Below are 24,931 nucleotides of genomic sequence, written 5' to 3' on the forward strand. Positions count from 1 at the left end.
CAGGGCGGACGGTTCCTGGACGAGCGCGACCAAGATCGACGACAACGGCGACATCGACGCCATCTCCGCCGCCGCTCTGCCGGACGGCACGCTGCACGTCCAGACGCTGGTCAACGGGGACGTGTGGGACCGGACCCGGTCTGCTTCCGGTGCGTGGAGCAGCGCGACCAAGATCGACGACAACGGTGGGATCAAGTCGATCTCCTCGGCCGGTCTGCCGGACGGCACGCTGCACGTGCAGACGCTGGTGAACGGGGACGTGTGGGACCGCACGCGCAGGGCGGACGGTTCCTGGACGAGCGCGACCAAGATCGACGACAACGGTGGGATCACGGGCGTGTCCGCCGCCGGTCTGCCGGACGGCACGCTGCACGTCCAATCGCTGGTGAACGGGGACGTGTGGGACCGGACGCGGTCTGCTTCCGGTGCGTGGAGCAGCGCGGTGAAGATCGACGACAACGGTGGGATCAAGTCGATCTCCTCGGCCGGTCTGCCGGACGGCACGCTGCACGTGCAGGCCGTCGTCAACGGCGATGTGTGGGACCGGACCCGGTCTGCTTCCGGTGCGTGGAGCAGCGCGACCAAGATCGACGACAACGGTGGGATCTTCGACACCTACGCCGCCGCCCTGCCCAACGGCACCCTCCACGTCGGCACCATCGCGCCGTGACCCCGCTGCCCGTACAGCTCTCGGCGCTGTCCCCCGTCCGCTCCCTGAACGAAAGAGAGTCATCCATGAGTGACGCCCGGTCATCGACCAGGCTGAGCCGCCGGAATCTGCTCGACCGGGTCGCGGTCGGGGGCGCCGGACTCGCGGCGGCCACCGTGCTGGGGTCCCGGCCGGCCGAGGCCGCCTCCGGCATGGAACCGTGGAACGTCCACTACGTGGACATCGCCTCCGGGAACACCCAGGCACCGATCCAGGCGGCGCTGGACGCCGCGAAGGCCGGCGGGGGTGGGCATGTCGTCGTCGGTCCGGGAACGTGGAACCTCTCCACCTACCTGAGGATCGGTGCCAACACCCGTCTGACGCTGACACCGGCAACCGTGTTCCGGCGGACCGGCAGCGCCAGGTTCATGCTGGTCAACGGTACTTGGGGGGACTCGTCCGGAGGCTCGGGCTACTCGGGTCCGGGCAACATCGTCATCGAGGGAGGGCGGTGGGACGTGGCGGGGCCACAACCCTCCGACGACGGCGAAGGATGGATGGGGATATCCATCTGGCACGCGGCCGACGTCGTCGTCCGAGATCTCCAGGTCCTCAACGTGTCCAACTGGCACGCCGTGGAGTTCGGGGCCGTCCGCAACGGCACCGTAGAGAACTGCCGGTTCAACGGCTGGACCGGTACGAGCAACCGGGTGAGCTGGGGGGTCGAGGCGATCCAGCTGGACTGGGCGAGACAGGGCGGCACGGTCATGGGCGCGGCCGACGGCACCCCCTGCTGCGACATCACCATCCGCGACAACCACTGCGGTGCCGGTACGACGGTGAACGGCGTCGCCTACGGCGGCTTCCCCACCCTGGCCGGCTCGCACGGCGGCGGCTTCCAGTGGCCTCACCAGCGCGTGGAGATCTCGGGCAACACCGTTCACGACTCCGCCTGGTTCGCCATCCATCCGTACGGCACCAACCAGGCCGTGGTCACCAACAACAGCATCAACAACTGTTTCGGTGGGATCCGGGCCTCCTACGCCAACGACCAGGGAACCGTCATGGGATTCGAGGACCTCGTGGTCGGCAACAACATCATCCGGAAACCGTCGGGGCCCGAGGACCGGGGAATCGACGTCATGGGCGGGAACGCCACCAGCGGTACGACCGCCGCCCGGGTCACCATCACCGGCAACGTGGTGAACGGCGCGGCTGCCGCCGGCATCCGGGTGCGGTACGCACCCGATGCCGTGATCGACGGCAACACCGTCTCCGGCAGCACCGGCAGGGGGATCCTGGCGGAGTACTCTGCGGGCACCGTCATCACCGGCAACGTGGTGCGCGACTGCCCGACCGGTGTGGCACTGACGGGGTCGCCCGACTCGCTGGTCAACGGGAACAGCCTGCTGGGCACGGGCACGGCGTTGAGCCTGAACGAGGCGGACAGCGCGGACTGTGTCGTGAGCGCCAACCAGGGCGTCTGACCGGGAAGTCCACGGCCGCCCGCGAGTGTGCCCGCCGGAGAGGACCACGGCGGGCACACCTGCCGGGCCCTCGGGGTCTGTCTCCGACGCTACGCGGCTACGCGCTACGCCGAGGACGGCCGTCCCGCGCGGGTGGGCAGGGCGATGCGGTGCTCGCCGGCGTAGACGTTCATCGACGCGCCGCGCAGGAAGCCCACCAGGGTCAGCCCCGCCTCGACGGCCAGGTCGACGGCGAGGGAGGAGGGGGCCGAGACGGCGGCCAGCACCGGGACGCCCGCCATCACCGCCTTCTGCGCCAATTCGAACGAGGCCCGCCCCGAGACCAGCAGCACCGTCTCCGACAGGGGCAGACGTCCGTCGGTCAGGGCGCGTCCGACCAGTTTGTCGACGGCGTTGTGGCGGCCGACGTCCTCCCGCAGGTCCAGCAGCTCCCCGTCGGGGGTGAACAGCCCGGCCGCGTGGAGGCCCCCGGTCCGGTCGAACACCTTCTGGGCGGCCCGCAGCCGGTCGGGGAGGCCGGACAGGACGGCCGGGTCGACGCGCACCGGGGCGCCGTCGGCGAGCGACCAGCGGGCCGTGGTGCGGACCGCGTCCAGGCTGGTCTTGCCGCACAGGCCGCAGGAGGAGCTGGTGTAGACGCTCCTCTCCAGCCGCCCCAGGGTGGCCTCGGGGACGGGGACGCCCGGGGCGAGGCGGACGTCGACGACGTTGTAGCTGTTGCGGGTGGTGCCGTCGGCCTGCTCGACGGCGCCCGCGCAGTAGACGATGTTCGCCGGCTCCTCCGGGGCGCCCAGGACGCCCTCGCTCACCAGGAAGCCCGCCGCCAGCGCGAAGTCGTCGCCGGGGGTGCGCATGGTGACGGCCAGCGGCCTGCCGTTCAGACGGATCTCCAGCGGCTCCTCGGCCACGAGGGTGTCGGGGCGTTCGCTCACCGCGCCGTCGCGTACGCGGACGACACGGCGGCGCTCGGTGACTCGGCCCATGGGTGATCCGTCCTGCCTCGGGTCGGTGCCGTACGGCCGCGGCTTCCCGGTGCGCGACCGGTCCCATTGTGCGCCCCCGCGCGCCGCCGGACGACCGCGCCACCGTACACGTTCGCTCACGTGGCGTGAAGGACCCCGTTCCCCCTCCCGCACCCCACCGGACCACGGGTTATGCGGGTGAGAGGCACCCCGAAAGCTTGGTATGGTGTACCCCGTCGCCGCGGCCGGAAGGCCGCGAGACGCACACCGGTCCGGGTGGCGGAATGGCAGACGCGCTAGCTTGAGGTGCTAGTGCCCTTTATCGGGCGTGGGGGTTCAAGTCCCCCCTCGGACACCAACCCGTTCCCCACGGTCTCGTCGAGACCGTGGGGTTCTTGCGTTCGGCGGGCGCGGACGGCAGGGACTGTCGCGGACCGCGCCGGGAATCGGCGTGCTGGGAGCGGTGGTTGGACGGACCGTGCCGCACCGCACCGGGTGCGGTCGCCCGTCGACGGAGGGTGGCCAAAGCTGAGGAGTCCGGTTTCACAGAACCGGGCGGCCGTGAAGGCGGAGCGCGTTCTTCTCATCTTGGTTTGAAAACCAGCCTGTGACCAGTTTGTGATCAGTGTCTCCGCGTGGTCCGCTGCGCCCACTCCCGTACTGGCCGAGCCTCCGGCGCCATCGGATGCGTGAAGGGCCGAAGCGGGTCCACCTCCACCCATGGTGTCAGCGCTGCTTCAGGGGCTCCTCTTTCCGGGAGCCAAGCCGCGAGTCGTTGCCATACCTCACCGGCGTGATCGGGGCGGTGGTCGGGGTTCTTGGCGAGCAGCTGAAGTACGAGTTCCTCCAGTTCGTCAGGGATGTCGTTGCGGAGGCTCTTGGGTGGTACAGGTGGCTGCTCCATGATCATGCGCAAGAGCATCAATTCGGAGTCGTGGGCGAACACCGGGTCGCCGGTGAGCATGTTGTATAGCAGGCAGCCAAGCGCGTACAGGTCAACGCGGTGGTCGATCGGTTTGCCCAGCGTCTGCTCAGGTGCCATGCACTCCAGGCTCCCGGGCCGTTCGCCGGTGGTGGTGAGCCTGGTGATGTCCGGGTCGAGGAAAGCGGCGACGCCGAAGTCGAGCACCTTGACGACGCCGTCCGTACGGATCACGACATTGCTGCCCTTCAGGTCGCGGTGAACGACGTTGCGGGCGTGTACGGAACCGAGCACCGAGGCGATTTGAACACCGATTGCGGCAGTCTCCTCGATGGGCAACGGACCTTCTTCGGCGATCCGGTCGGCGAGAGTCGTCCCGATCACGTACTGCATGACGAGGAAGCGGGTGTCGTTCTCCTCACCGAGGTCGTAGACCGTGGCGAGCCCCGGGTGGTCGAGCCGTGCGACGGCCTGCGCCTCCCGGCGGAACCGCTCGGCGTCACGGGCGCGTTGCTCCTCGGTGATCCCCGGGGCAACGGCCATGGTCTTCAGAGCCACGTCGCGGCCGAGGTTCTCGTCATGAGCCAGCCAGACCACGCCCATGCCGCCTCTGCCTATGAGGTTCTTGATCCGGTAGCGCTTGGCGATCAGTGATGTGACGTTCATCCGCAGTGCGGCCCTACCTCCGTCTGCCTCCCGTCTCCCCGGCCGTTGGCGGCCGGGGAGACGTGGCATGGACACAACGCGAAGATGGTACCTGACGGAGCGACAACTCGCGTGTTGACTGAGTTCACAAATCAAGATGTAATGGTGTAGTGCAAGAAGTGAGGCGCGGTCGTGCTCGCCGCCCACTACGGTGGCGAGCGGGTTGCGTCGGGAGCGAGTGGGGGTTACGTGGACGTCTTCGAGGTGCACCGTCGGCTCATCAAAGACTACAAGGAGTACACGTCCGGTTCGGTGGTGATCGGCGACCAGCGCATCGAGGAAAAGGTGTCCAAATCCCTCGCCGACGGGGACCAGTGGCCCGACCCCTGGCTCTCCCTCAACCCGAGCTTCGCCCCCGGCGGTACCGTCGACGACCTCGCCGACGACCTGGGTCTCCTGCATCCCGAGTGCAAGCGGATCTTCCGCACCGGCAAGGAGAAGCCGGACGCCGTGGTCCGCCCCATAGCCTTCCACCGCCACCAGCGCGATGCCATCGAGGCGGCTCGCTCCGGTGGCTCGTACGTCCTGACCACCGGCACCGGTTCCGGCAAGAGTCTCGGGTACATCGTCCCCATCGTCGACCGGGTCCTGCGCGACAAGGACGCCGGTGCCGCCCCCGGCATCAAGGCGATCATCGTCTACCCGATGAACGCCCTGGCCAACAGCCAGATGGGGGAGTTGGAGAAGTTCCTCACTGCCGGGTACGGCAAGGGCAACGAACCGGTCACGTACGCGCGCTACACCGGTCAGGAGAAGCAGTCCGAGAAGGACGACGTCCTCGACACTCCGCCGGACATCCTGCTGACCAACTACGTGATGCTGGAGCTGATGCTCACTCGTCCCGAGGAGCGGAAGCACCTCATCGGACGGGCGAAGGGCCTGCGCTTCCTCGTCCTGGACGAACTGCACACCTACCGCGGTCGGCAGGGCGCGGACGTCGCCATGCTGGTGCGGCGTGTGCGCGAGGCGTGCCAGTCGCCCGCCCTGCAGTGCGTGGGCACCTCCGCCACCATGGCGACGGGCGGCACGCCCGCTTCCCGCCGGCGGGAGGTCGCCCGGGTGGCTTCCACCCTCTTCGACACCGAGATCGTCCCGGAGCGGGTGATCACCGAAACCCTGATCCGAGCGACCAGCGCCGAGATTCCCACCGGTGCGCAACTCGCCGAGCGGGTGCGGGAGAACAACCCCCCGCGCGAGTACAAGACTCTCGCCGCCGATCCACTGGCCTGCTGGATCGAGACCACTTTCGGCCTCACCGAGGTCGTCGACGAGGACGGTACCCGCCTGCTGGTCCGAGCAGCGCCCACCACGGTGGAGCGTGCCGCCCGCTCCCTGCGCGCCACCGCGTTCGACATACCGAAGGACGCTCCCGAGGACGAGTCGCACACCGCGTGCGTGGAAGCCATCCGAACCACACTCCAGGCCGGCTCACGTGCTCGCCACCCCGAGAACGACCGCCCGCTGTTCGCTTTCCGCCTGCACCAGTTCCTGTCCAAAGGCGGTTCGGTGTACGTATCGCTGGAGCCGGAGCAGGACCGGTACATCACCCGTACCTACCAGCAGCGCGTACCCGGCGATCCGGACAAGTTGCTGCTTCCTCTGTCGTTCTGCCGCGAATGCGGTCAGGAGTACCTGACCGTGGCCCGTGAGAGGCGCGAAAACGGCACGATCGCCTTCCGCATCCGCGAGGACGAGGACGAGGAGCAGGGCTACCTCTTCATCTCCGCGGCCAACCCCTGGCCCGAGCACATCGGCGAAGCCGTCGAACGGCGCCGCTTCCCCGACAGCTGGCTCACCATCGACCCGAAGAAGGGCGCGCCCGTCCTGACCGCGAGCCGCCGGAAGCGCGCGCCGCAGCCGGTGTGGGTGCGCCCCGACGGCGAGGCGGTGGACAGGGACCAGGGCGGTCTGTACGCGGCGTACCTGCCCGCCCCCTTCCTGTTCTGCCTGGAGTGCGGAGTCAGCTACGAGCAGGTCAAGGAACGCGACTTCGCGAAGTTGATGACCCTCGACCAGGAGGGGCGTTCGACTGCCACCTCCGTCATCAGCGCCTCGATCGTCCGCCACCTCAAGAGCCTGCCGGAGAACGAACTCGACGAGGACGCGCGGAAGCTGCTCACCTTCGTCGACAATCGGCAGGACGCCAGCCTCCAGTCGGGGCACTTCAACGACTTCGTCCTCGTCACCCAGCTGCGTGGCGCCCTCTACCGCGCGATGCTGAAGGCGGGGGACGCCGGTCTGCGGTGGAAGCGGCTCGGCGAGGAGGTCGTGGCCGCCATGGGGCTGTCGAAGCACGAGTACGCGGCCAACTCGACCGAGGTGTCCTCGCTGGCCGAGACCACTTTGGAGGCGCTGGCCGCGGTCGCCGAGTACCGCCTCTTCCTCGACCTGGAGCGCGGCTGGCGGGTCACCATGCCCAATCTGGAACAGACCGGCCTGCTCGGCCTGGAGTACGCCGGCCTCGAGGAGATCGCCGGTGACGAGGACAGGTGGAAGGACGCCGCGGGACCGTTGCGGACCGCCTCCCCGGCCACCCGGCTCGACCTCGCCCGTGTCCTGATGGACGAACTGCGCCGCCAGCGCGCCGTGGACACCCCCTACTTCACCGAGGCCAAGTTCAACGAGCTGCGCAAGGAGTCGGCGAAGCTCAACGATGCCTGGGCGATCTCCGACACCGAGTCCGCGCCTCCGGCTCCCGGCATCGCGGTGCCGCGTCCCGGTCGCCCCGGCCGATCGGGACGCACCCGCAGCGAGCTGAACCTCACCGGACGCGGAGCCTTCGGCCGCTATGTCCGCCGGGGGGACACCTTCCCGGACTGGGGTGGGGAGATCTCCCTCGACGACGCGCAGGCCGTGATCCGCGATCTGCTTGAAGTCCTCGCCAAGGGCGGTGTTCTGACCAAGGTCACTCAGGGGCGCACCGACGACCCCGGCTACCAGATCAACCACACGGTCATCCGCTGGCACGCCCGTGACGACGAGTACGGGGCGGTGGACCGGTTGCGCCGCACCTACGGTGCCGACCGCGGCCCCCGCGTCAACGCCTTCTTCAAGCGCCTCTACCAGGAGGTCGCGGCCACCTTCGCCGGCCTGCACGCAGCCGAGCACACCGCGCAGGTGCACCCCGAAGTCCGTCAGGAGCGCGAGCGCCTGTTCGGCAAGGGCGTACCGCTACCCCTGTTGTACTGCTCCCCGACGATGGAACTCGGCGTCGACATCGCCAGCCTCAACGCCGTCAACCTGCGCAACGTCCCGCCCACTCCCGCCAACTACGCCCAGCGGTCCGGCCGGGCGGGCCGTTCCGGCCAGCCCGCGCTGGTCACCACGTACTGCGCGACCGGCAACAGCCACGATCAGTACTACTTCACCCGCTCCGACCAGATGGTTTCCGGAACCGTCACCCCGCCACGTCTCGATCTGGCCAACGAGGACCTGCTCGCCTCCCACGTACACGCGATCTGGCTGGCCGAGACCGGACTGGAGCTGGGCCGTTCCATGACGAAGATCATCGACGCGGACGGCAAGACGCCCTCCTTGAAGCTGCTGCCCGAAGTCCAGGAGCAGATCAACTCGAAGGCCGCCCAGCAGCGCGCCCTCGCTCGAGCCCGCACCGTCCTCGCCGGCTGCATCGACACCCTGCGCGACGAAACATCCTGGTGGCACGAGAGCTGGCTGGAGGAGACCGTCTCCAAGGCACCGGGCGCCTTCGACCGGGCGTGCGGCCGCTGGCGGAGCCTCTACCAGAAGGCTCTGGAGGAGCGGGAGATCCAGCACGACAACATCCGCAACCGCACCGCCACCGGCCGCTCGCAGGCCCAGGCCGTTCGCCGCCGCGCCCAGGCGGAGAACCAGATCGCGCTCCTGGAGAACAGGCAGGGCGGCGAGCGCACAGTGCTGTCCGACTTCTATCCCTACCGCTACTTCGCCTCCGAGGGCTTCCTGCCCGGCTACTCCTTCCCCCGGCTGCCGCTCGCCGCGTACATCCCCGGCACCGGGCGCACCACTCGCGGCTACGACGGCGACTACCTCCAGCGGTCCCGTTTCATCGCGATCCGCGAGTTCGGACCCGGAGCGCTGATCTACCACGAGGGAAGCCGCTTCAAGGTCGATCGTGTCCAGCTTCCGCCGGACACCTCCGGCGAGCTGACCACAGAGAGCGCCAAGGTGTGCCAGGCCTGCGGATACCTGTCCCCCGAGGAGCAGCGCGAGGACACCTGCACGAACTGCGGAAGCACCTTCGGTGATGCCCGCACCGGCCTGCTGCACCTGCACACCGTGTTCACCCGCCGCCGGGACCGGATCTCCTCGGATGAGGAGGAGCGCCAGCGCACCGGTTACAGCGTGGAGATCTCCTACCGCTTCAAGAAGCGCGACGACGGCCGGGACGGCTCGCTGCGCGCCGAGGCGAGGTCCGCGGCGGGCCGGCTCCTGGCCGAGCTGGCCTACGGCGACAGCGCGACGGTCCGGCTCACCAACCTCGGCTACCGCCGCTCGGTCGCCAAGGGCGACATCGGTTTCTGGCTCGACCCGGTGACCGGCGAGTGGCTGGCCGCCCCCGGCAAGAAGCAGGACGCGCCCGGCCGGGAGGTCCCCGAGGAACAGGAAGGACTCGCCGACGCCGACAAGGCGCTGCGCAGGGTTCCCGTCATCCCGTACGTGCAGGACACCCGGAACATCCTCGTGCTGAAGCTCGCGGCTCCGGTGGACCGGGACACCGCGATCACCCTCCAGTACGCGCTGGAGCGGGGCATCGAGGCCGAGTTCCAGCTGGAGGACTCCGAGCTGGACACCGAGGAGTTGCCGCCCCATGACGGCCCCCGTGAGCGGCTGCTGTTCATCGAGAGCGCCGAAGGCGGCGCGGGTGTCCTGCGCCGCCTCCAGGCCGAGAAGGATGCCCTGGCCAGAGCGGCACGCCGCGCTCTGGAAATCGCCCATTTCGACCAAGAAGGCCGTGACAGAGGCGCCGAGAAGCGTACCGGCGATCCCTGTGAGAAGGGCTGCTACGACTGCCTGCTCTCCTTCGGCAACCAGCGCCACCACCGCCTGATCGACCGCCGTCTCGTCCGGGACCTGCTGATGGAGTTCGCCGGAGGCACGGTCGGCACGGCCCACGCCGGCCGCAGTCGCGACGAGCACGCCGAAGCCCTCATCGAGGGCGCGGACTCCTCCCTTGAGGAGCGGTTCATCACCTACCTCAGGTCCCACGGCCACCGCCTGCCCGACCGCCAGCAGATGAAGGTCACCTCGGCCCTGTCCAAGCCGGACTTCGTGTACGAGACGTCCTTCGGTCCCGTCGCGGTATTCGTCGACGGCCCGCACCACGACCATGCCGAGACGGCGCTGCGCGACGAGGAGGCCGCCGAGCGACTGAAGGAGATCGGCTGGGAGGTCGTCCGCATCCGCTACGACGACGACTGGTCCAAGGTGGTCGCCGAGTACCCTTCGGTGTTCGGCGAGGCACGCCGCTGACCTGCGGTGGGGGCGGGCCGACGGGCGCCGCCCCCACCGTCCGCCGCCCCTGCCCGTCCCGTTCCGACACCCGCATGGAAGGCCCGCATGACCACCGCAGTCCAGCCGACCCAGCCCTACGCGGTCGGCTCCCTCGTCCATGCCCGGGGCCGTGAGTGGGTCGTGCTGCCCGACTCCACGCCCGACCTGCTGGTGCTGCGTCCACTCGGTGGCACGGACGACGACATCGCCGGCGTCCTGCCCGCCCTGGAGACCGTCGTCCCCGCTACCTTCGCCCCGCCCACCCCCTCCGACCTCGGCGACCAGCAGGCTGCCGGACTGCTGCGCACCGCCTTGCGCATTGGCTTCCGCGCGGGCGCGGGCCCCTTCCGCTCGCTCGCCTCCATCGCCGTGGACCCGCGCCCGTACCAGTTGGTGCCGCTGCTGATGGCGCTGCGTCAGGAGACGGTCCGGCTGCTGATCGCCGACGACGTTGGCATCGGCAAGACGGTCGAAGCCGGATTGATCGCCGCCGAGCTGCGCGCGCAAGGCGACGCCGAAGGACTGGTGGTGCTGTGCTCACCCGCGCTGGCCGAGCAGTGGCGGGCCGAGCTGCACGGCAAGTTCGGCATCGACGCCCGGCTGGTGCTGCCCTCCACGATCGGCCGGCTGAGGCGCGAGATCCCCTACGGTCACTCTCTGTTCGACCGCAAGGGTGCGTACGTCGTCTCCACCGACTTCATCAAGTCCCCCCGGCACCGTGAGGAGTTCCTGCGCGACTGCCCCGGCTTGGTGATCGTCGACGAGGCGCACACCTGCGTCGCGGACTCCGGGCCCGGCACCCCCGCGCGGAAGTCCCAGCAGCGGTACGCCCTGCTGCGGTCCCTCGCCGATGACCCGGAGCGCCACCTCATCCTGGTCACCGCCACCCCGCACAGCGGCAAGGAGGAGCCCTTCCGCCGTCTGATCGGACTGCTCGACCCGCGGCTGGCCACCGCGGACCTCGACAGCGAGGCGGGCCGCAGGCTCCTGGCGCAGTTCTTCGTGCAGCGCCGCCGTGCCGACATCCGCGACGACTTCAGCGAAGACGCGCACTTCCCGTCCTCCCGCTTCACCGCCGAGGTCCCCTACACCCTGCACCGCGACTACCGCAGACTCCTCGACGAGGTTCTGTCCTACGCCCGCGAGACCGTGCGCGCGGCGGACGGAGCGCTCCGCCAGCGCCAACGCTGGTGGTCCACCCTCGCCCTGCTGCGTACCCTCTCCTCCTCACCGGCCGCCGCCGTGCAGTCCCTGCACACCCGGGCCGGCGTCCAGGAGGCGGACACCCCGGACGAGGCGGACCGCACAGGTAAGCAGACGGTCTCCGACCCGGCCGACAGCGAGACCGCCGAGTCGGCGGACGCCGTGCCCGGCGCCGACCTGTCGGCGGACCCCACCGACAGCCCGGACGACGAGGAGAAAGCCCGCCTGGTCGCCATGGCCGAGGCCGCGAAGAAGCTCGCCGGCCCCACCCGCGACGCCAAGCTGAAGAAGCTGATCGCGACCGTCTCCGACCTCCTCGACGAGGGCTACCGGCCGATCGTCTTCTGCCGCTACATCGCGACGGCCGACTACGTGGCCACCCAGCTCAGGAAGGCGCTCAACAAGCGGGGAACCGAGCACCCGGTCGCCGTGGCCTCCGTCACCGGAGAACTCTCGCCCGACCAGCGCGTACACCGCATCGCCGAGCTGACCGGGGCCGACGAGGAGGGCAACCCGCCCGCCGAGCGCCGCGTTCTCGTCGCCACCGACTGCCTCTCCGAAGGCGTCAACCTCCAGGAGTCCTTCGACGCCGTCGTCCACTACGACCTGGCGTGGAACCCGACCCGGCACGAGCAGCGCGAAGGCCGCGTGGACCGCTTCGGCCAGCGCACCGACACGGTCAAGGCCCTCACCCTCTACGGCGCCGACAACCCCATCGACGAGATCGTGCTGAAGGTGCTGCTGCGCAAGCACGAACGCATCCGCCGCGTCACCGGCATCTCGGTGCCCGTGCCGCAGGAGTCCGAGAGCGCCATGCAGGCCCTCTTCGAGGGAGTGATCCTGCACGAGAAGAAACCTGCTTACGAGCAGGAGGAACTGTTCCCGCAGGAGGCGGCGGCCGAGCAACTGGAGATCGCCTGGCAGTCCTCCGCCGAGCGCGAGAAGGCCTCCCGTTCCCGCTACGCCCAGCACACCATCAAGAAGGACGAGGTGGCCGCCGAGGTCGCCGAAATCCGCGCCTCGCTCGGCACCGGCGAGGAGGTGAAGGACTTCACCCGCCGGGCCCTGGCCGCCCTGCGCGGCATGCCCGCCCCGACCGGGCAGGGAGGCGGCTTCACCGTCCACACCGACGCTCTCCCCGCCGGCCTGCGTGACACCGTCTCGGCCGCGCTCGGCCCCCGCCACCCCCGCCCGGTCGTCTTCCACGACGCGCCCAGCGCCCCGCGCGGCGAGGCCGCTCTGACCCGCACGGACCCGGTGGTCGCCGCCGTCGCCCGCTTCGTCCTGGACGCGGCGCTGGACGACGGCGGCAAGATCCCGGCCTGGCAGCGCCCGGCCCGCCGCTGCGGAGTCATCCGCACCAAGGCCGTCGAGCGCCGCACCACGCTCCTGCTGGTCCGCCACCGCTTCCAGCTGAGCCTGCCCACCCGGACCGGATCGGAGCCGCGCCGGCAGCTCGCCGAGGACGCCCGCGTCGTCGCCTTCCGCGGCACCGCCGACGCACCCGAGTGGCTCCCCGAGGACGAGGCCCTGGCCCTCCTGGAAGCCCGCGCCGCACAGAACACCGACCCCAAGTTCGCCACCGAGCGGATCACCGAGATCCTCGCCGCCCTCCCCGGGGTGCTCATGCCCGAGCTGCGCCGCCGCTCGGAGGAGCTGGGCAGGACACTGGAGGCCTCGCACCGCCGCGTCCGCACCGCGTCCCGGGCCCGCCTCCAGGGACTGAAGGTCATCCCGCAGGGCGATCCGGACGTCCTCGGCGTCTACCACTACCTCCCGGCCCCGTCGATCCACCAGGGAGTGGGCGCATGAGCCTCGCCAGAACCCTCGTCACCGACACCGTCGCCACCGTCGGCGGCCTCCTCCCGTACGACCTCCTCGTACGGATCAAGGAAGGCAAGGAGCAGACCGGGTCGAAGCCCACCGACTACCGCCTCTACGCCAAGGGCGAGACGGTACGGGACGCCGCCGAACGCTCCTGGGGCTACCTGCGCGGCGTGTGGGCCGCCTACCGGGACGCGCTCGCCCGCGACGGCGCCGACGACGACCCCGGCGTGCCCGCGGTCGGCCTGACCCGCGAGCGCTGGCTGCTGCCCCTGTTCGAGCAGCTCGGCTTCGGCGGCCTCGTCGCCGTACCTGCGCCGGGCCTGGCCTCCCGCGACGGCGAGAAGCACTTCGCGATCAGCCACCACTGGGAGCACGTCCCCGTCCACCTCACCGGCTGGAACGTGCCCCTGGACCGCAGGATGCCGGACATCGCCCCGCAGGCCCCGCAGTCGCTGCTCCAGGAGTACCTCAACCGCTCCGGGGACTCCGTCCTGTGGGGTGTGCTCTCCAACGGCCGCCAGCTGCGGCTGCTGCGCGAGTCGGCCTCCCTCACCGGCGCCGCGTACCTGGAGTTCGACCTCCAGGCCATCTTCGAGGGCAGCCGCTCCGACGACTTCGTGCTGCTGTGGCGGCTGCTGCACCGCACCCGCTTCGAGCCCCGCACCGAGGGCGGCCCGGCGGCGACCTGCCCGCTGGAGAAGTGGCGCACCGAGGCCATCGACTCCGGCACTCGTGCCCTGAAGGAACTCCGCAAGGGCGTCGAGAAGGCGATCACCGCCATCGGCACGGGACTGATCGCCCACCCCGACAACGCGGCCCTGCGCGAGGCGCTGCATGCCCGTAAGCTTTCGGTCCGCGACCTCCACCCGGCCCTGCTCCGCCTCGTCTACCGCCTGCTGTTCCTCTTCGTCGCCGAGGACCGTGACCTCCTGCTGGACCCCGAGGCTCCCGAACGGGCCCGGGAGACGTACCGGAAGTACTTCTCCACCGCCCGCCTGCGCCGCCTCGCCCGCCGCACCGGAACCCTCCACGGCGACCAATGGCAGGCCCTGCGCCTGGTGATCGACGGCCTCGGCACACCCGGCGGCCGACCCGAACTCGGACTGCCCGCCCTGGGCGGCCTGTTCGAGCCCACGGACAAGGACCGCGTCCTGGACGGCCTGAGCCTGTCCAACCAGGCCCTCTATGAGGCCGTGCGCGAGCTGTCCGTCGTCTTCGACGCCAAGCTGGGCCGTCCCCGCCCGGTCGACTACCGCCACCTGGGCGCGGACGAACTCGGCTCGGTCTACGAATCTCTGCTGGAGCTGGAGCCCCGCCTGGACCAGGGCGACGTCTACGTCCTGAAGAAGCTCGACGGCAACGACCGCAAGACCTCCGGCTCGTACTACACCCCGTCCCCCCTCATCGACTGCCTGCTGGACTCCGCCCTCGACCCGGTGATCGACGAGGCCGTCCGCTCCGGCACGACGAAGGAGGAGCGCGAGAAGGCGCTGCTCGCCCTCACCGTCTGCGACCCCGCCTGCGGCTCCGGCCACTTCCTGGTCGCCGCCGCCCGCCGCATCGCCCGTCGTCTCGCCGAGGTCCGCACCGACGACCCCGAACCCGGCGCCGACGACGTGCGGCACGCGCTGCGCGACGTCGTCTCCCGGTGCGTGTACGGCGTGGACCTCAACCCGACGGCCGTCGAACTCGCCAAGGTCTCCCTGTGGATCGAGGCGATGGAGCCGGGCAAGCCGCTCACCTTCCTCGACGCGCACATCAAGCACGGCAACGGCCTGCTGGGCACCACACCGAAGCTGCTGGCCGGCGGCCTGCCCGACGACGCGTTCAAGGCGCTGGAGGGCGACGATCCCGAGTGGGTCAAGGGGTTGAAGAAACGCAACAAGGATGAGCGGCAGGCTTGGCAGACGGCACTGCGCCGGGGCGCGAGCCAGAACGCCCTGTTCTCCGAGGAGTACGCCCTCGCCCTCTCCAACGTTGAGGTCGGTGAGGAAGTCTCGAAGATCCTCGGCAAGGACGCCCTGGACATGGAGGATGTCCAGGACCAGGCCCGTGCCTACCGTGAGCTGACCACGTCCAGGGACTACCTCCGCGCCCGACGGTTGGCCGACGCCTGGTGCGCGGCCTTCGTCTGGAAGAAGACCAAGGAGGCGTCCCCGCCCGCGCTCACCACCAAATCCCTGCTGGCCCTCCAGGCCGAGGACGGTGGCGAGAACCTGCCGGAGGGCACCTTGAAGGCGGTGGACAAGCTGCGGGATGAATACCGCTTCTTCCACTGGCATCTGGAGTTCCCGGAGGTCTTCCAGGTCCCGGCGGACCCGGCGGCGCCGGGCGTGGACGAACGCACCGGCTGGAAGGGCGGGTTCAGCTGCGTGCTGGGAAACCCGCCGTGGGAGCGGGTCAAGCTTCAGGAGCAGGAGTTCTTCGCCACTCGCGACGAGAAGATCGCGAAGGCCGCGAACAAGGCGGCTCGCGAACGCGAGATCGTCAAGCTCGCCGAGAGCGAGGACGAGGCGGACCGCAAGCTGCACGCCGAGTTCATCGCCGCCCGTCGCTTCTCCGAGGGCGTCAGTCACCTGCTGCGCAACTCAGGTCGCTTCCCCCTTGCCGGGCGCGGTGACGTCAACACCTACGCCGTCTTCGCCGAGGCCGCCTCGCTGGGCATTGCCCCCGCTGGGCGCTTTGGCCTGGTCCTGCCGACCGGCATCGCCACGGACGCCACCACCGCCGCGTTCTTCTCCGATCTGGTGCGCACCGCACGGCTCGCGTCGTTCCTGGACTTCGAGAACGAGGCGTTCATCCTCAGCCGGGATGTCGACCACCGGGTGCGTTTCTCTCTGCTCACTGCCACCGGTACGGGCGCACGTGTCGAGGAGGCATCGTTCGCGTTCGGCGTCCGCCACATGGAGGACCTGGACAGCCGCCGGTTCGCCATGCCCCCGGAAGAGATCCTGCTGGTGAACCCCAACACCGGCACCCTGCCGGTGTTCCGGACCCGCCGCGACGCCGAGATCACCCTCACCATCTACCGGCGCGTCCCCGTCCTGATGAAGGAGCCGGACGAAACCGGCAGGGGCGGCACGAACCCGTGGGGCCTGTCGTTCATGCGCATGTTCGACATGGCTAATGATGCCCATCTGTTCCGGAACAAGGATGAGTTGGAGGAAGAGGGCTGGAAGCTGGACGGCAACGTCTTCGTCCGACCCGAGGTGGGAGACAAACGCCGTTACCTGCCGCTGTACGAGGCGAAAATGCTTCACCACTTCGATCACCGCTACGGCACCTACGAGGGCCAGACCAAGGCCCAGGCCAACATGGGCACTCTCCCGCGCGTCACCCCTGAACAGCACGACGACCCCGACTTCGCTCCGTTGCCCCGTTATTGGGTGCCGGAGTTCGACGTGGATTCGGGCAAGCGGGACAAGAAGGGGAACCGGATCATGTGGGCGGGAGTGGCGACCCGACTGGCAGACCGGGAGTGGTGGAACGGCTGGTTGATGGGATGGCGGGACATCGCCCGTTCCACGGATACCCGGACGACCATGGCTACAGTGCTTCCGCCGTACGGTGTCGGGCACACCAACCCGCTCATGTTCCCGAGGAGCGCGGAGTCGGCCGCTCTCCTTCAGGCATGCATGTCGTCGTTTGTCTTCGACTATGTGATTCGCCAGAAGATCGCCGGTACACACCTGACGTACGGCTACCTCTATCAGTTGCCGATTCCACTGCTCACCCAGTTCCATGAAGCGTTCCGTGAGGTGGGATGGTTCACCGATCGCGTGGTGGAACTCACCTATACCAGCCGGGACATGGCCAACTTCGCCATGGATCTCGGCCATGAGGGCGCCCCATTCCGGTGGGACGAGTCCCGCCGTGAGCTGCTGCGCGCCGAACTGGACGCGGCCTTCTTCCACCTCTATGGGTTGGACCGCGATGACGTGGAATACGTCATGGACACTTTCCTCGTGGTCAAGCGCGAGGATGAGGCCGCTCACGACGGCACCTACCGCACCAAGGAACTCATTCTCGACATCTACGACCGCATGGCCGAGGCGCGAGCCACCGGCCGCGAGTACCGGACCGTGTTGAACCCGCCACCGGGGCAGGGACCGCGTCACAACGCCTGAACGCCGACGGCCGGGGCAGACGGGAATCGAACCCGTCCGCCCCGGCCGAGGTGCTTGCCTGTCCTCTTGACCGGTCAGAAGTCAAGGACGAGATCCTTTTATCCCCTCCACGAACGCGCTCCACGCCCGCTCGGGGAAGACCAGGGCCGGGCCGCCCGGATTCTTGCTGTCCCGGACGGGGACCGCGTTGGGGAGACCGTCGGCGACCTCGATGCAGTCGCCGTTGCTCGCCCCGCTGTAGCTGGACTTGCGCCACATCAGGCTGTGGTCGTTGATCATCGCTTGTACTCCTCCGACACGGCCTCTAGTAGGGCCAGTGACTCCTCCGACGGCAAGGCATCGCCCAGGGCGAGGTCGTAGGACGACTGGCAGGCTTCGACGATGTCCGGGTCGTCCATGACACGTCCGGTGCGCAGGCCTTCAACGTAGGCCACCGGAGGGGCATCGGTGAACCGCATGAGGGTGACCATGCTCTCCAGCAACGCGTGTGCACCTGCGGAGAAGGGGAGCACGTGGACCCTCACCCGCCCGCTACGTCCCAGCTCGGCGATGTGCTCCAACTGCTCCGCGATCGCGTCGCGTCCACCGATGGGACGCCGGAGAATCGACTCGTCCAACAGGGCCCACAAGACAGGTGAGTTGGGGTCCTCAAGGATGCGGGCACGCTCTATGCGGTTGGCCACCCGCCGCTCTACATCCTTGTGTGTATAGACCGGGGTGCCCGCACGGAAGACCGCCCGCGCGTATGCCTCGGTCTGGAGGATGCCGGGAACGAGGAACGCCCCGTAGGTCTTGATCACACTGGCCAGCTTCTCCATCTCGGCGGCAGCCGCGAAGTGATCGGCGAAGCGGCCCTCGTCCAACGAGCGGCGCATGCGCTCGAAGAAGCCGTCCGTGCCCAGCGCCTGGTCGATCCGGCGGGCGTCCTCCGGCCGGGGTTTCCGCCGCCCGGCCTCGAAGTGGGCGATCATCTGCGGTGAGATGACGACCATCTCACCGAGTTGGGCCTGCGTGAGGCCCTTGTTCTCACGTTTCCGCTGGAGCTCCGCCCCGTAGAACTCCTGTGGCGAGTAAGGCTGGTCGATTCCGCCACCACGACGCATGTGTCCAACGCCCCTCTCTCCAGCCCCACATGGAGAGCCGGAAGCCCTGGTGAGCGTACCGTCGCGGCAGCAATCTGTGAGTGAGTGGATACGGAAAGCCACCACGCGCAGCACGGGAGTGAGCATGGCGACGTACCTCATGGACACCACGCGCAACCGGATCGGTGAGCTGATGGGCAAGAGCGGCGGACGGTACTTCCTCCGCCCGCCCGGAGGCGGCCGGGAGTGGGAGTGCCTGCCCGAGAACACCCGTCTGCTCACTCCCGAGGAGCAGTTGAGCGCGGGGGTGCGGGTGGCGAACCGGTACAGCCAGGAGCGGTGTCGGTGAGGCCCCGCACCTGGGTCACCGGGCGGTGCTGGCTCTACTGCCTCCGCCCGGGGATCCCGGTGACGTGGATCGGGCCGGTGCAGGTCGAGGGGCAGCACGCCGACCTGTACGCCTGCGAGGGCTGCATCCGGACCCTCAACGGGCTGGTGCGGGAGGCGATTTGGCAGCGGTACCACGCCCCTGCCCGGTAGACCCCCGGCCCCACCGGGGCCGGGCCGAGGAACCCGTCCCGCCTCCGGCGGCGGACGGCGCACGGAACCACAGAGCAGACAGAACAGAGGGAGAGAGCATGACGAACCAAACGCGGCAGAACGACGGCGGCGACAAGCTCCCCGGGCAGCCCTACCCCGGCCCGCACCAGCCGCCCACCCCGGACGGCGGACCCGGCGTCCCCAACCCGCCCAAGGCGGACGACGGCCGGTGAGCACCGAAGCACACGAGGAGCGCCCCGGCCGCACCGGGCTGGGGCGCGCCCTCATGGCGGCGGGAGTCCTCTCCCGGGACTGGGCGCCCGCCTTCGCGGCCGTGCCGAGGTCGGCGTTCCTGCCGGAGCTGATCTGGCCGTACGACATGGACGCGGGACGCAGCGTCGCCGTGTCGCTGAGGAAAGACCCGGACGCCTGGGCCCGGTACGCCGACGCCGACGTGCCGGTCGTCACCCAGTGGGACGACGGCCGGCACACCGGCACCGAGCCGGGGCAGGTCCCCACCTCCTCGGCGTCCATGCCGTCCGTGGTGTTCCGGATGCTCCGGGACCTGGACGTGCGGCCGGGCGACCGGGTGCTGGAGATCGGCACCGGGACGGGGTGGAACGCGGCGCTCCTGGCCCACCGCCTCGGCGCCGCGAACGTGGTGACGGTGGAGGTGGACGGGGCGGTGGCCGACGCCGCGCGCAGGGCGCTGGACGCCTTCGGCCTGCCCGTCCGGGTCGTCCACGGCGACGGTGCGCGGGGGTTTCCCGGCGGCGCGCCCTACGATCGGGTCATCGCCACGTGCGGTCTGCGCTCCGTCCCGTACGCCTGGGTGGAGCAGTGCCGTCCCGGCGGCCGGATCGTGGTCCCGTGGGGGACGCACTACGGCAACGGCGACGCCGTGGCCCGGCTGGTCGTCTCCCGCGACGGACGGAGCGCGTCGGGGGCCTTCACGGGGCCGGTGGAGTTCATGAAGCTGCGGGCCCAGCGCCTGCCGCCCGTGGTGCACTCCGCGTACGTCACGGGCAGCGTCGCCGACGGCGAGGAGTCCGCCACCTCGCTGCCGGAGGAGGAGATCACCGGGGAGCGGTTCGGTGTGCGGCGGTTCGCGGTCGGGCTCCGCGTCCCGGACTGCCTGTGCGTCGTGGCCGAGAAGCGAGACGGGGCCCGGCCGGTGTGGTGGTACGGGCTCACCGACCGGTCCTGGGCCTGCGTGATGTTCCGCGACGGGGACACGGCGCGCGTCTGGCAGGCCGGGCCCCGCCGCCTGTGGGACGAGGTGGCGGCCGCCCACCGGTGGTGGGAGGAGCGGGGCAGACCGGGACACGAGCGGTTCGGGCTCACCGTCACGCCGGAGGGGCAGCGGGTGTGGCTGGACGACCCGGCCGACTCCTGGCCCGTGTGACGCCGCCCCGCCCGTCCGCTTCCCGGCGGATGGCGGGGCGGCGCCATGGTGACGGGCCGAATTCCTCTGAAGGAGGACGTAGCGGCGGTCGGAGCAGCATCACCGCCGTGGTGGTGACGACCACCCAGCCCGCGGTGTCACCGGGAGCGGTCCCGTAAGCGAGCGACTCGGAGTAACCCTCCAACCGCTCGCTTATGCTCCCAACGGCACGGTCGGCAAGCCACAGCCCCTCAGCACCCCCGCGGACCACTGCCTCGACGGGGTTCCCCTGCCCGTCGACACGCAGCCTTCCTCGTTGAACCACCGGCCGACAACGCAGGTTCACTCCCCGGCTTGATCGGGACGATCCCCCTACAATGCCGCGCGAAGGTCGGTACCGTGATCCAGGTCATACCAATGGAAGGAGCCTGAGTGCGTGCCGACACGGTCGACCTGAAGCGGATCTTCGGCAGGGATATCCGATACATGGTGCCCCTCTTCCAGAGGCCGTACGTGTGGAACAGAGACGACAACTGGACCGCTTTCTGGGAGGACATTCGCCGCACCGCCGAGCAGGCCGAGAGAGCGGCGGAGACCGGTGACACCGTCTTTCCGCACTTCCTGGGTGCAGTGGTCTTCGACGAGGCGCGTTACGCCTCTTCGGACCTGGAGGCCCGGCAGGTCATCGACGGCCAGCAGCGGCTCACCACCCTGCAACTGTTCCTGTTCGCCGCACGCCAGTCCGCCCAGAAAGCCGGGGATGACCGCTCCGTGCGCTTGCTCAGCAGGTTCCTGGAGAACGACCCGGACCTGTACGACACCGCGCGCAACCCGGATCACCGCTTCAAGGTCTGGCCGACCAACGCCGACCGGGACGAGTTCCGCTCCGTGATGAGCGGAGAGGACGGCAAGGGACGTCTGTCCGAGGCGGTCACCTACTTTCAACGCGTTGTCAACGACTGGTTGGAGGACAGCGAGGACCCCAAGCAGAGGCTCGGCAGCCTGGTCCAGACCCTCCGAGAGCATTTGAGGCTGGTCATCATCGATCTGGAGGAACACGATGACGCCCAGATGGTCTTCGAAACCCTCAACAGCCGCGGCACCCCGCTCGAACACGCGGACTTGGTGAAAAACCTGCTGTTCCGTGAAGCCGAGCACGCCGGAATGGACACCGGCCGTCTGTACAGCACCTACTGGGAGCCCTTCGACCAGGACGAATGGCGAGTCGACCAGACCACCGGGCGTATCACGCGCAGTCGGCTCGATGTCTTCCTGACCCACTGGCTCACCATGCGAACCCAGCGGGACTTCACCTTCCCCGCTCTGTTCAAGGAGTTCGATCGCTGGCAGCGCGGACAGCAGGTTTCCGTCGAAGAGATCTTCACGGAACTCTCCCGCTACGCGGAGATCTACGACGGTCTGGAGAACCGTGCGCCGGACGGAGCGGAAGGCCGTTTCCTGTACCGGATGAAGGTCATGCAGCTGTCCACGCCGATGCCTCTACTCCTGTGCCTGTACGGGATGGGGGAACGGCTGTCCGAGCAGCGGCGCGTACGGGCGATCCGGGGTATCGACAGCTATCTCGTACGACGTTCCATCCTCAACCTCAGCAACAGGGATTACAACCACGTCTTCCGGGATCTCGTCGGCGCCGCGATCAAGCAGCCTGACCAGGCTGACGAGGCGATTCTCAAGACACTGGCGGCCATGCAGGGGCAGCACCGTCAGTGGCCAACCGATGAAGAGTTCCGGAACGCGCTCGTCACCGATCCGATCTACCAGCGTCTCTACCGTCACCGGGTGCGCATCCTCCTCGAGGCGCTGGAGGATGCCCTGCGCACGCCGCTGACCGAGCAGCTCACCGTTCCCGTCGGGGAGAACATCGGGTCCAAGCTCACCATCGAGCACGTCATGCCGCAGAGCTGGCAGGAGAACTGGCCGATCAGCAGTGACGCCCCTGACGCGGCCGCCGCCCGGGACGAGATCGTCCACACGCTCGGCAACCTCACTCTGGCGACCGCGAAACTCAACCCGGCCATCGGCAATATGGGATGGCACGAGAAGCGGCAGTGGCTTGGTGAGCACAGTCTGCTCCGTCTCACCCACGGCACTCTGCTCAATCCTCCGCCTGGCGCCGAGCTGGAGGACTGGGGGCGCACCTGGGATGAGACCCGCATCATCCGGTGGGGGACCTACCTCGCCAACCTCGCGCTGCGGATCTGGCCGTCCGCCGGCGAGCTCCTCGCCGAGGATATCGGCGACGAATGACCAGCCGCAGCCCTGCACCCCGCCCGGGCTCCCACGGACCCGGTGCGGGACGCAGAGAACGCGGCCGGTCTTGAACCCGGCGTCCGCCCGGCGCGGGCGCCGGGCCGCTCCGGCCCCACCGGGCGCGCGCGGATCGAACGCCCGTACCGCATACCATCAGCGTAAAAGGCACGTTCGGAAGGCCCGCGCCGCCCGGCGGCGCCCCGGCCCTCCGGCGACGGAAGAACCTGGTGGGGAATCCACGACCATGACGGCCGAGACGTTCGAGTTCCAGGTGGAGGCGCGCCGGCTCCTCCAGATGATGGTCCACTCGATCTACTCGAACAAGGACGTGTTCCTGCGGGAACTGATCTCCAACGCCTCCGACGCGCTCGACAAGCTCCGCATCGAGGCGTTGCGCGACGACACGCTGGACGCCGATGTCTCCGACCTGCACATCGACATCGAGACGGACAAGGACGCCCGCACGCTGACGGTGCGCGACAACGGCATCGGGATGTCGCGCGACGACGTCGTGGGGCTCATCGGGACGATCGCCAAGTCCGGCACCGCGGAGTTCCTCCAGAAGCTGACGGAGGCCCGGGAGGCCGGGAACACCGCCGCCGCGGAGGGGCTCATCGGGCAGTTCGGCGTCGGCTTCTACTCCGCGTTCATGGTGGCCGACGAGGTCACGCTGCTGACCCGCCGTGCCGGGGAGACCACGGGCACCCGGTGGTCGTCGACCGGCGAGGGCACGTACACCGTCGAGACGGTGGACGACGTGCCCCAGGGCACGGCGGTCACCCTGCGGCTCAAGCCGGTGGACAACGACAACCGGCTCTTCGACTACACGTCCCCCTGGAAGATCAAGGAGATCGTCAAGCGCTACTCGGACTTCATCACCTGGCCGATCAGGCTGATCACGGCGTCCGGTGAGAAGAAGGACGAGGACGGGAAGGACGGCGAGAAGTCCGAGCCGGAGACGATCAACTCCCGGCAGGCCCTGTGGGCGCGGCCCAGGAACGAGGTCTCCGACGAGGAGTACCACGAGCTGTACAAGCACATCAGCCACGACTGGACCGACCCGCTGGAGACCATCCGCATCCACGCGGAGGGCACCTTCGAGTACCAGGCGCTGCTCTTCCTCCCCGCGCAGCCGCCCCGCGACCTGTTCTCGTCGGGCAAGCGGGGCGTGCAGCTCTACGTGAAGCGCGTGCTGATCATGGAGGACTGCGAGGAGCTGGTCCCGCCGTACCTGCGCTTCGTCAAGGGCGTCGTCGACGCCCAGGACCTGTCGCTCAACATCTCCCGCGAGATCCTCCAGCAGGACCGCCACATCCAGATGATGCGCCGGCGGCTGGCGAAGAAGGTGCTGTCCACCATCAAGGAGATGAGGACCAGGCAGCCCGAGAAGTACACGACGTTCTGGCGGGAGTTCGGCCCGGTCGTCAAGGAGGGGCTGCTCAACGACTTCGAGAACCGCGACGCGATCCTCGCGGCCTGCTCGTTCGTCACCACCCACGACGCGGAGAAGCCGGCGACCCTCCAGGAGTACGTCGAGCGGATGAAGGAGGGGCAGGAGCACATCTTCTACCTGACGGGCCCGTCCCGCGCCGCCGTCGAGAACTCGCCGCACATGGAGGCCTTCCGGGAGAAGGGCCTGGAGGTGCTCGTCCTGACCGACCCGGTGGACGAGCTGTGGGTCGACGCGGTGCCCGAGTTCCAGGGCAGGAAGCTGCGGTCCATCGCCAAGGGGGAGGCCGAACTCGGCACCGCGGAGGAGAAGGAGCAGGCCAAGGCGGAGCGGGAGCAGCAGCGGCAGGAGTACGCCGACCTGCTGGCGTGGCTGGGCGAGCGGCTCGGCGACGAGGTGAAGGAGGTGCGGTTGTCCTCCCGTCTCACCACCTCGCCGGCCTGCGTCGTCTCGGACACCGACGACGTCACGCCCGGCCTGCGGAACATGCTCCGCGCCATGGGCCAGGAGATGCCCGAGAGCAAGCGCATCCTCGAACTCAACCCCGACCACCCTCTGATCATCGGCCTGCGGAAGGCCCACGCCGACCGCGCGTCCGACCCGGACCTGGCCGCCATGGCCGAGATCGTCCACGGGATGGCGCTCCTCGCGGAGGGCGGTCGCCCCGACGACCCGGCCCGCTTCACCAGGCTCCTCGCGGAGCGTCTGGAGCGCGCCCTGTGACGGCCCGAGCGTCGTGACGGCCCGAGCGCCGCGGCCGGGCGGACGGTACGGTCCGGCCGCGGCGCCCGCCCCGGCACCGGGCCGGGGCGGTCCGTCGTGGTCGGTGCCG

General features: G+C 69.4%; 15 protein-coding genes and 1 tRNA gene. 12 read left to right on the plus strand and 4 right to left on the minus strand.

Going from position 1 to position 24,931, the window contains the following annotated elements; all coding sequences use genetic code 11:
- Both ABD335_RS20835 and ABD335_RS20840 read left to right on the plus strand, forming a co-directional pair.
- Positions 1-670: hypothetical protein (locus ABD335_RS20835; protein ID WP_344325741.1), on the plus strand; the 670-nt coding region annotated here is incomplete at its 5' end.
- A gap of 65 nt (positions 671-735) precedes the next feature.
- Positions 736-2,136 carry a right-handed parallel beta-helix repeat-containing protein gene (locus ABD335_RS20840; RefSeq protein WP_344325744.1) on the plus strand — a complete coding sequence of 467 codons (1,401 nt, stop codon included), beginning with the start codon at positions 736-738 and terminating at the stop codon, positions 2,134-2,136.
- A 104-nt stretch (positions 2,137-2,240) separates the two neighbouring features.
- Here the strand turns inward: ABD335_RS20840 and fdhD are convergent, their stop codons facing one another.
- Positions 2,241-3,119, minus strand: coding sequence for a formate dehydrogenase accessory sulfurtransferase FdhD (gene fdhD / locus ABD335_RS20845; protein WP_344325747.1), 879 nt, complete (start codon positions 3,117-3,119; stop codon positions 2,241-2,243).
- A gap of 249 nt (positions 3,120-3,368) precedes the next feature.
- Here fdhD and ABD335_RS20850 point away from each other — a divergent pair.
- Positions 3,369-3,456, plus strand: a tRNA-Leu gene (locus tag ABD335_RS20850).
- Positions 3,457-3,720: 264 nt separating this feature from the next.
- Here ABD335_RS20850 and ABD335_RS20855 read toward each other — a convergent pair.
- Positions 3,721-4,686 (minus strand): serine/threonine-protein kinase, encoded by a 966-nt coding sequence (locus tag ABD335_RS20855; RefSeq protein ID WP_344325750.1) that lies wholly within the window; start codon positions 4,684-4,686, stop codon positions 3,721-3,723.
- Between the two features lie 228 nt (positions 4,687-4,914).
- On the opposite strand from ABD335_RS20855, the gene ABD335_RS20860 reads away from it, so the two are divergent.
- The 3 genes from ABD335_RS20860 (at position 4,915) to ABD335_RS20870 (ending at position 17,372) form a co-directional block, all read left to right on the plus strand.
- Positions 4,915-10,194 (plus strand): DEAD/DEAH box helicase, encoded by a 5,280-nt coding sequence (locus ABD335_RS20860; RefSeq protein ID WP_344325753.1) that lies wholly within the window; start codon positions 4,915-4,917, stop codon positions 10,192-10,194.
- Between the two features lie 87 nt (positions 10,195-10,281).
- Positions 10,282-13,230, plus strand: coding sequence for a helicase-related protein (locus tag ABD335_RS20865; protein ID WP_344325756.1), 2,949 nt, complete (start codon positions 10,282-10,284; stop codon positions 13,228-13,230).
- Positions 13,227-17,372, plus strand: coding sequence for an Eco57I restriction-modification methylase domain-containing protein (locus tag ABD335_RS20870; RefSeq protein WP_344325759.1), 4,146 nt, complete (start codon positions 13,227-13,229; stop codon positions 17,370-17,372). The genes ABD335_RS20865 and ABD335_RS20870 overlap by 4 nt, the downstream gene beginning before the upstream one ends.
- Before the next feature lie 81 nt (positions 17,373-17,453).
- Here the strand turns inward: ABD335_RS20870 and ABD335_RS20875 are convergent, their stop codons facing one another.
- Together ABD335_RS20875 and ABD335_RS20880 are read right to left on the minus strand one after the other, a co-directional pair.
- A complete protein-coding gene (locus ABD335_RS20875; RefSeq protein ID WP_344325762.1) occupies positions 17,454-17,651 on the minus strand; it encodes a DUF397 domain-containing protein in 198 nt (65 codons plus the stop codon).
- On the minus strand, positions 17,648-18,475 hold the full coding sequence (locus ABD335_RS20880) for a helix-turn-helix domain-containing protein (protein WP_344325957.1): 828 nt from the start codon (positions 18,473-18,475) through the stop codon (positions 17,648-17,650). The genes ABD335_RS20875 and ABD335_RS20880 overlap by 4 nt, the downstream gene beginning before the upstream one ends.
- 124 nt (positions 18,476-18,599) lie before the next feature.
- Here ABD335_RS20880 and ABD335_RS20885 point away from each other — a divergent pair, with 124 nt between their 5' ends.
- From ABD335_RS20885 to htpG, 6 genes are all read left to right on the plus strand, one after another.
- Positions 18,600-18,803, plus strand: coding sequence for a hypothetical protein (locus ABD335_RS20885; protein WP_344325765.1), 204 nt, complete (start codon positions 18,600-18,602; stop codon positions 18,801-18,803).
- Positions 18,800-18,994 (plus strand): hypothetical protein, encoded by a 195-nt coding sequence (locus ABD335_RS20890; RefSeq protein WP_344325768.1) that lies wholly within the window; start codon positions 18,800-18,802, stop codon positions 18,992-18,994. Before ABD335_RS20885 ends, ABD335_RS20890 begins: the two co-directional genes overlap by 4 nt.
- Before the next feature lie 98 nt (positions 18,995-19,092).
- Positions 19,093-19,227, plus strand: a complete 135-nt coding sequence (locus ABD335_RS20895; RefSeq protein ID WP_344325771.1) for a hypothetical protein — start codon at positions 19,093-19,095, stop codon at positions 19,225-19,227.
- A 53-nt stretch (positions 19,228-19,280) separates the two neighbouring features.
- Positions 19,281-20,399 carry a methyltransferase domain-containing protein gene (locus tag ABD335_RS20900; protein WP_344325960.1) on the plus strand — a complete coding sequence of 373 codons (1,119 nt, stop codon included), beginning with the start codon at positions 19,281-19,283 and terminating at the stop codon, positions 20,397-20,399.
- Positions 20,400-20,810: 411 nt separating this feature from the next.
- Positions 20,811-22,646 carry a DUF262 domain-containing protein gene (locus ABD335_RS20905; protein ID WP_344325774.1) on the plus strand — a complete coding sequence of 612 codons (1,836 nt, stop codon included), beginning with the start codon at positions 20,811-20,813 and terminating at the stop codon, positions 22,644-22,646.
- Positions 22,647-22,893: 247 nt separating this feature from the next.
- On the plus strand, positions 22,894-24,822 hold the full coding sequence (gene htpG, locus ABD335_RS20910) for a molecular chaperone HtpG (protein ID WP_344325777.1): 1,929 nt from the start codon (positions 22,894-22,896) through the stop codon (positions 24,820-24,822).
- Positions 24,823-24,931: the final 109 nt, after the last annotated feature.

The sequence above is a fragment of the Streptomyces macrosporus genome (genome assembly GCF_039533145.1).
GTDB classification, from domain to species: domain Bacteria; phylum Actinomycetota; class Actinomycetes; order Streptomycetales; family Streptomycetaceae; genus Streptomyces; species Streptomyces macrosporus.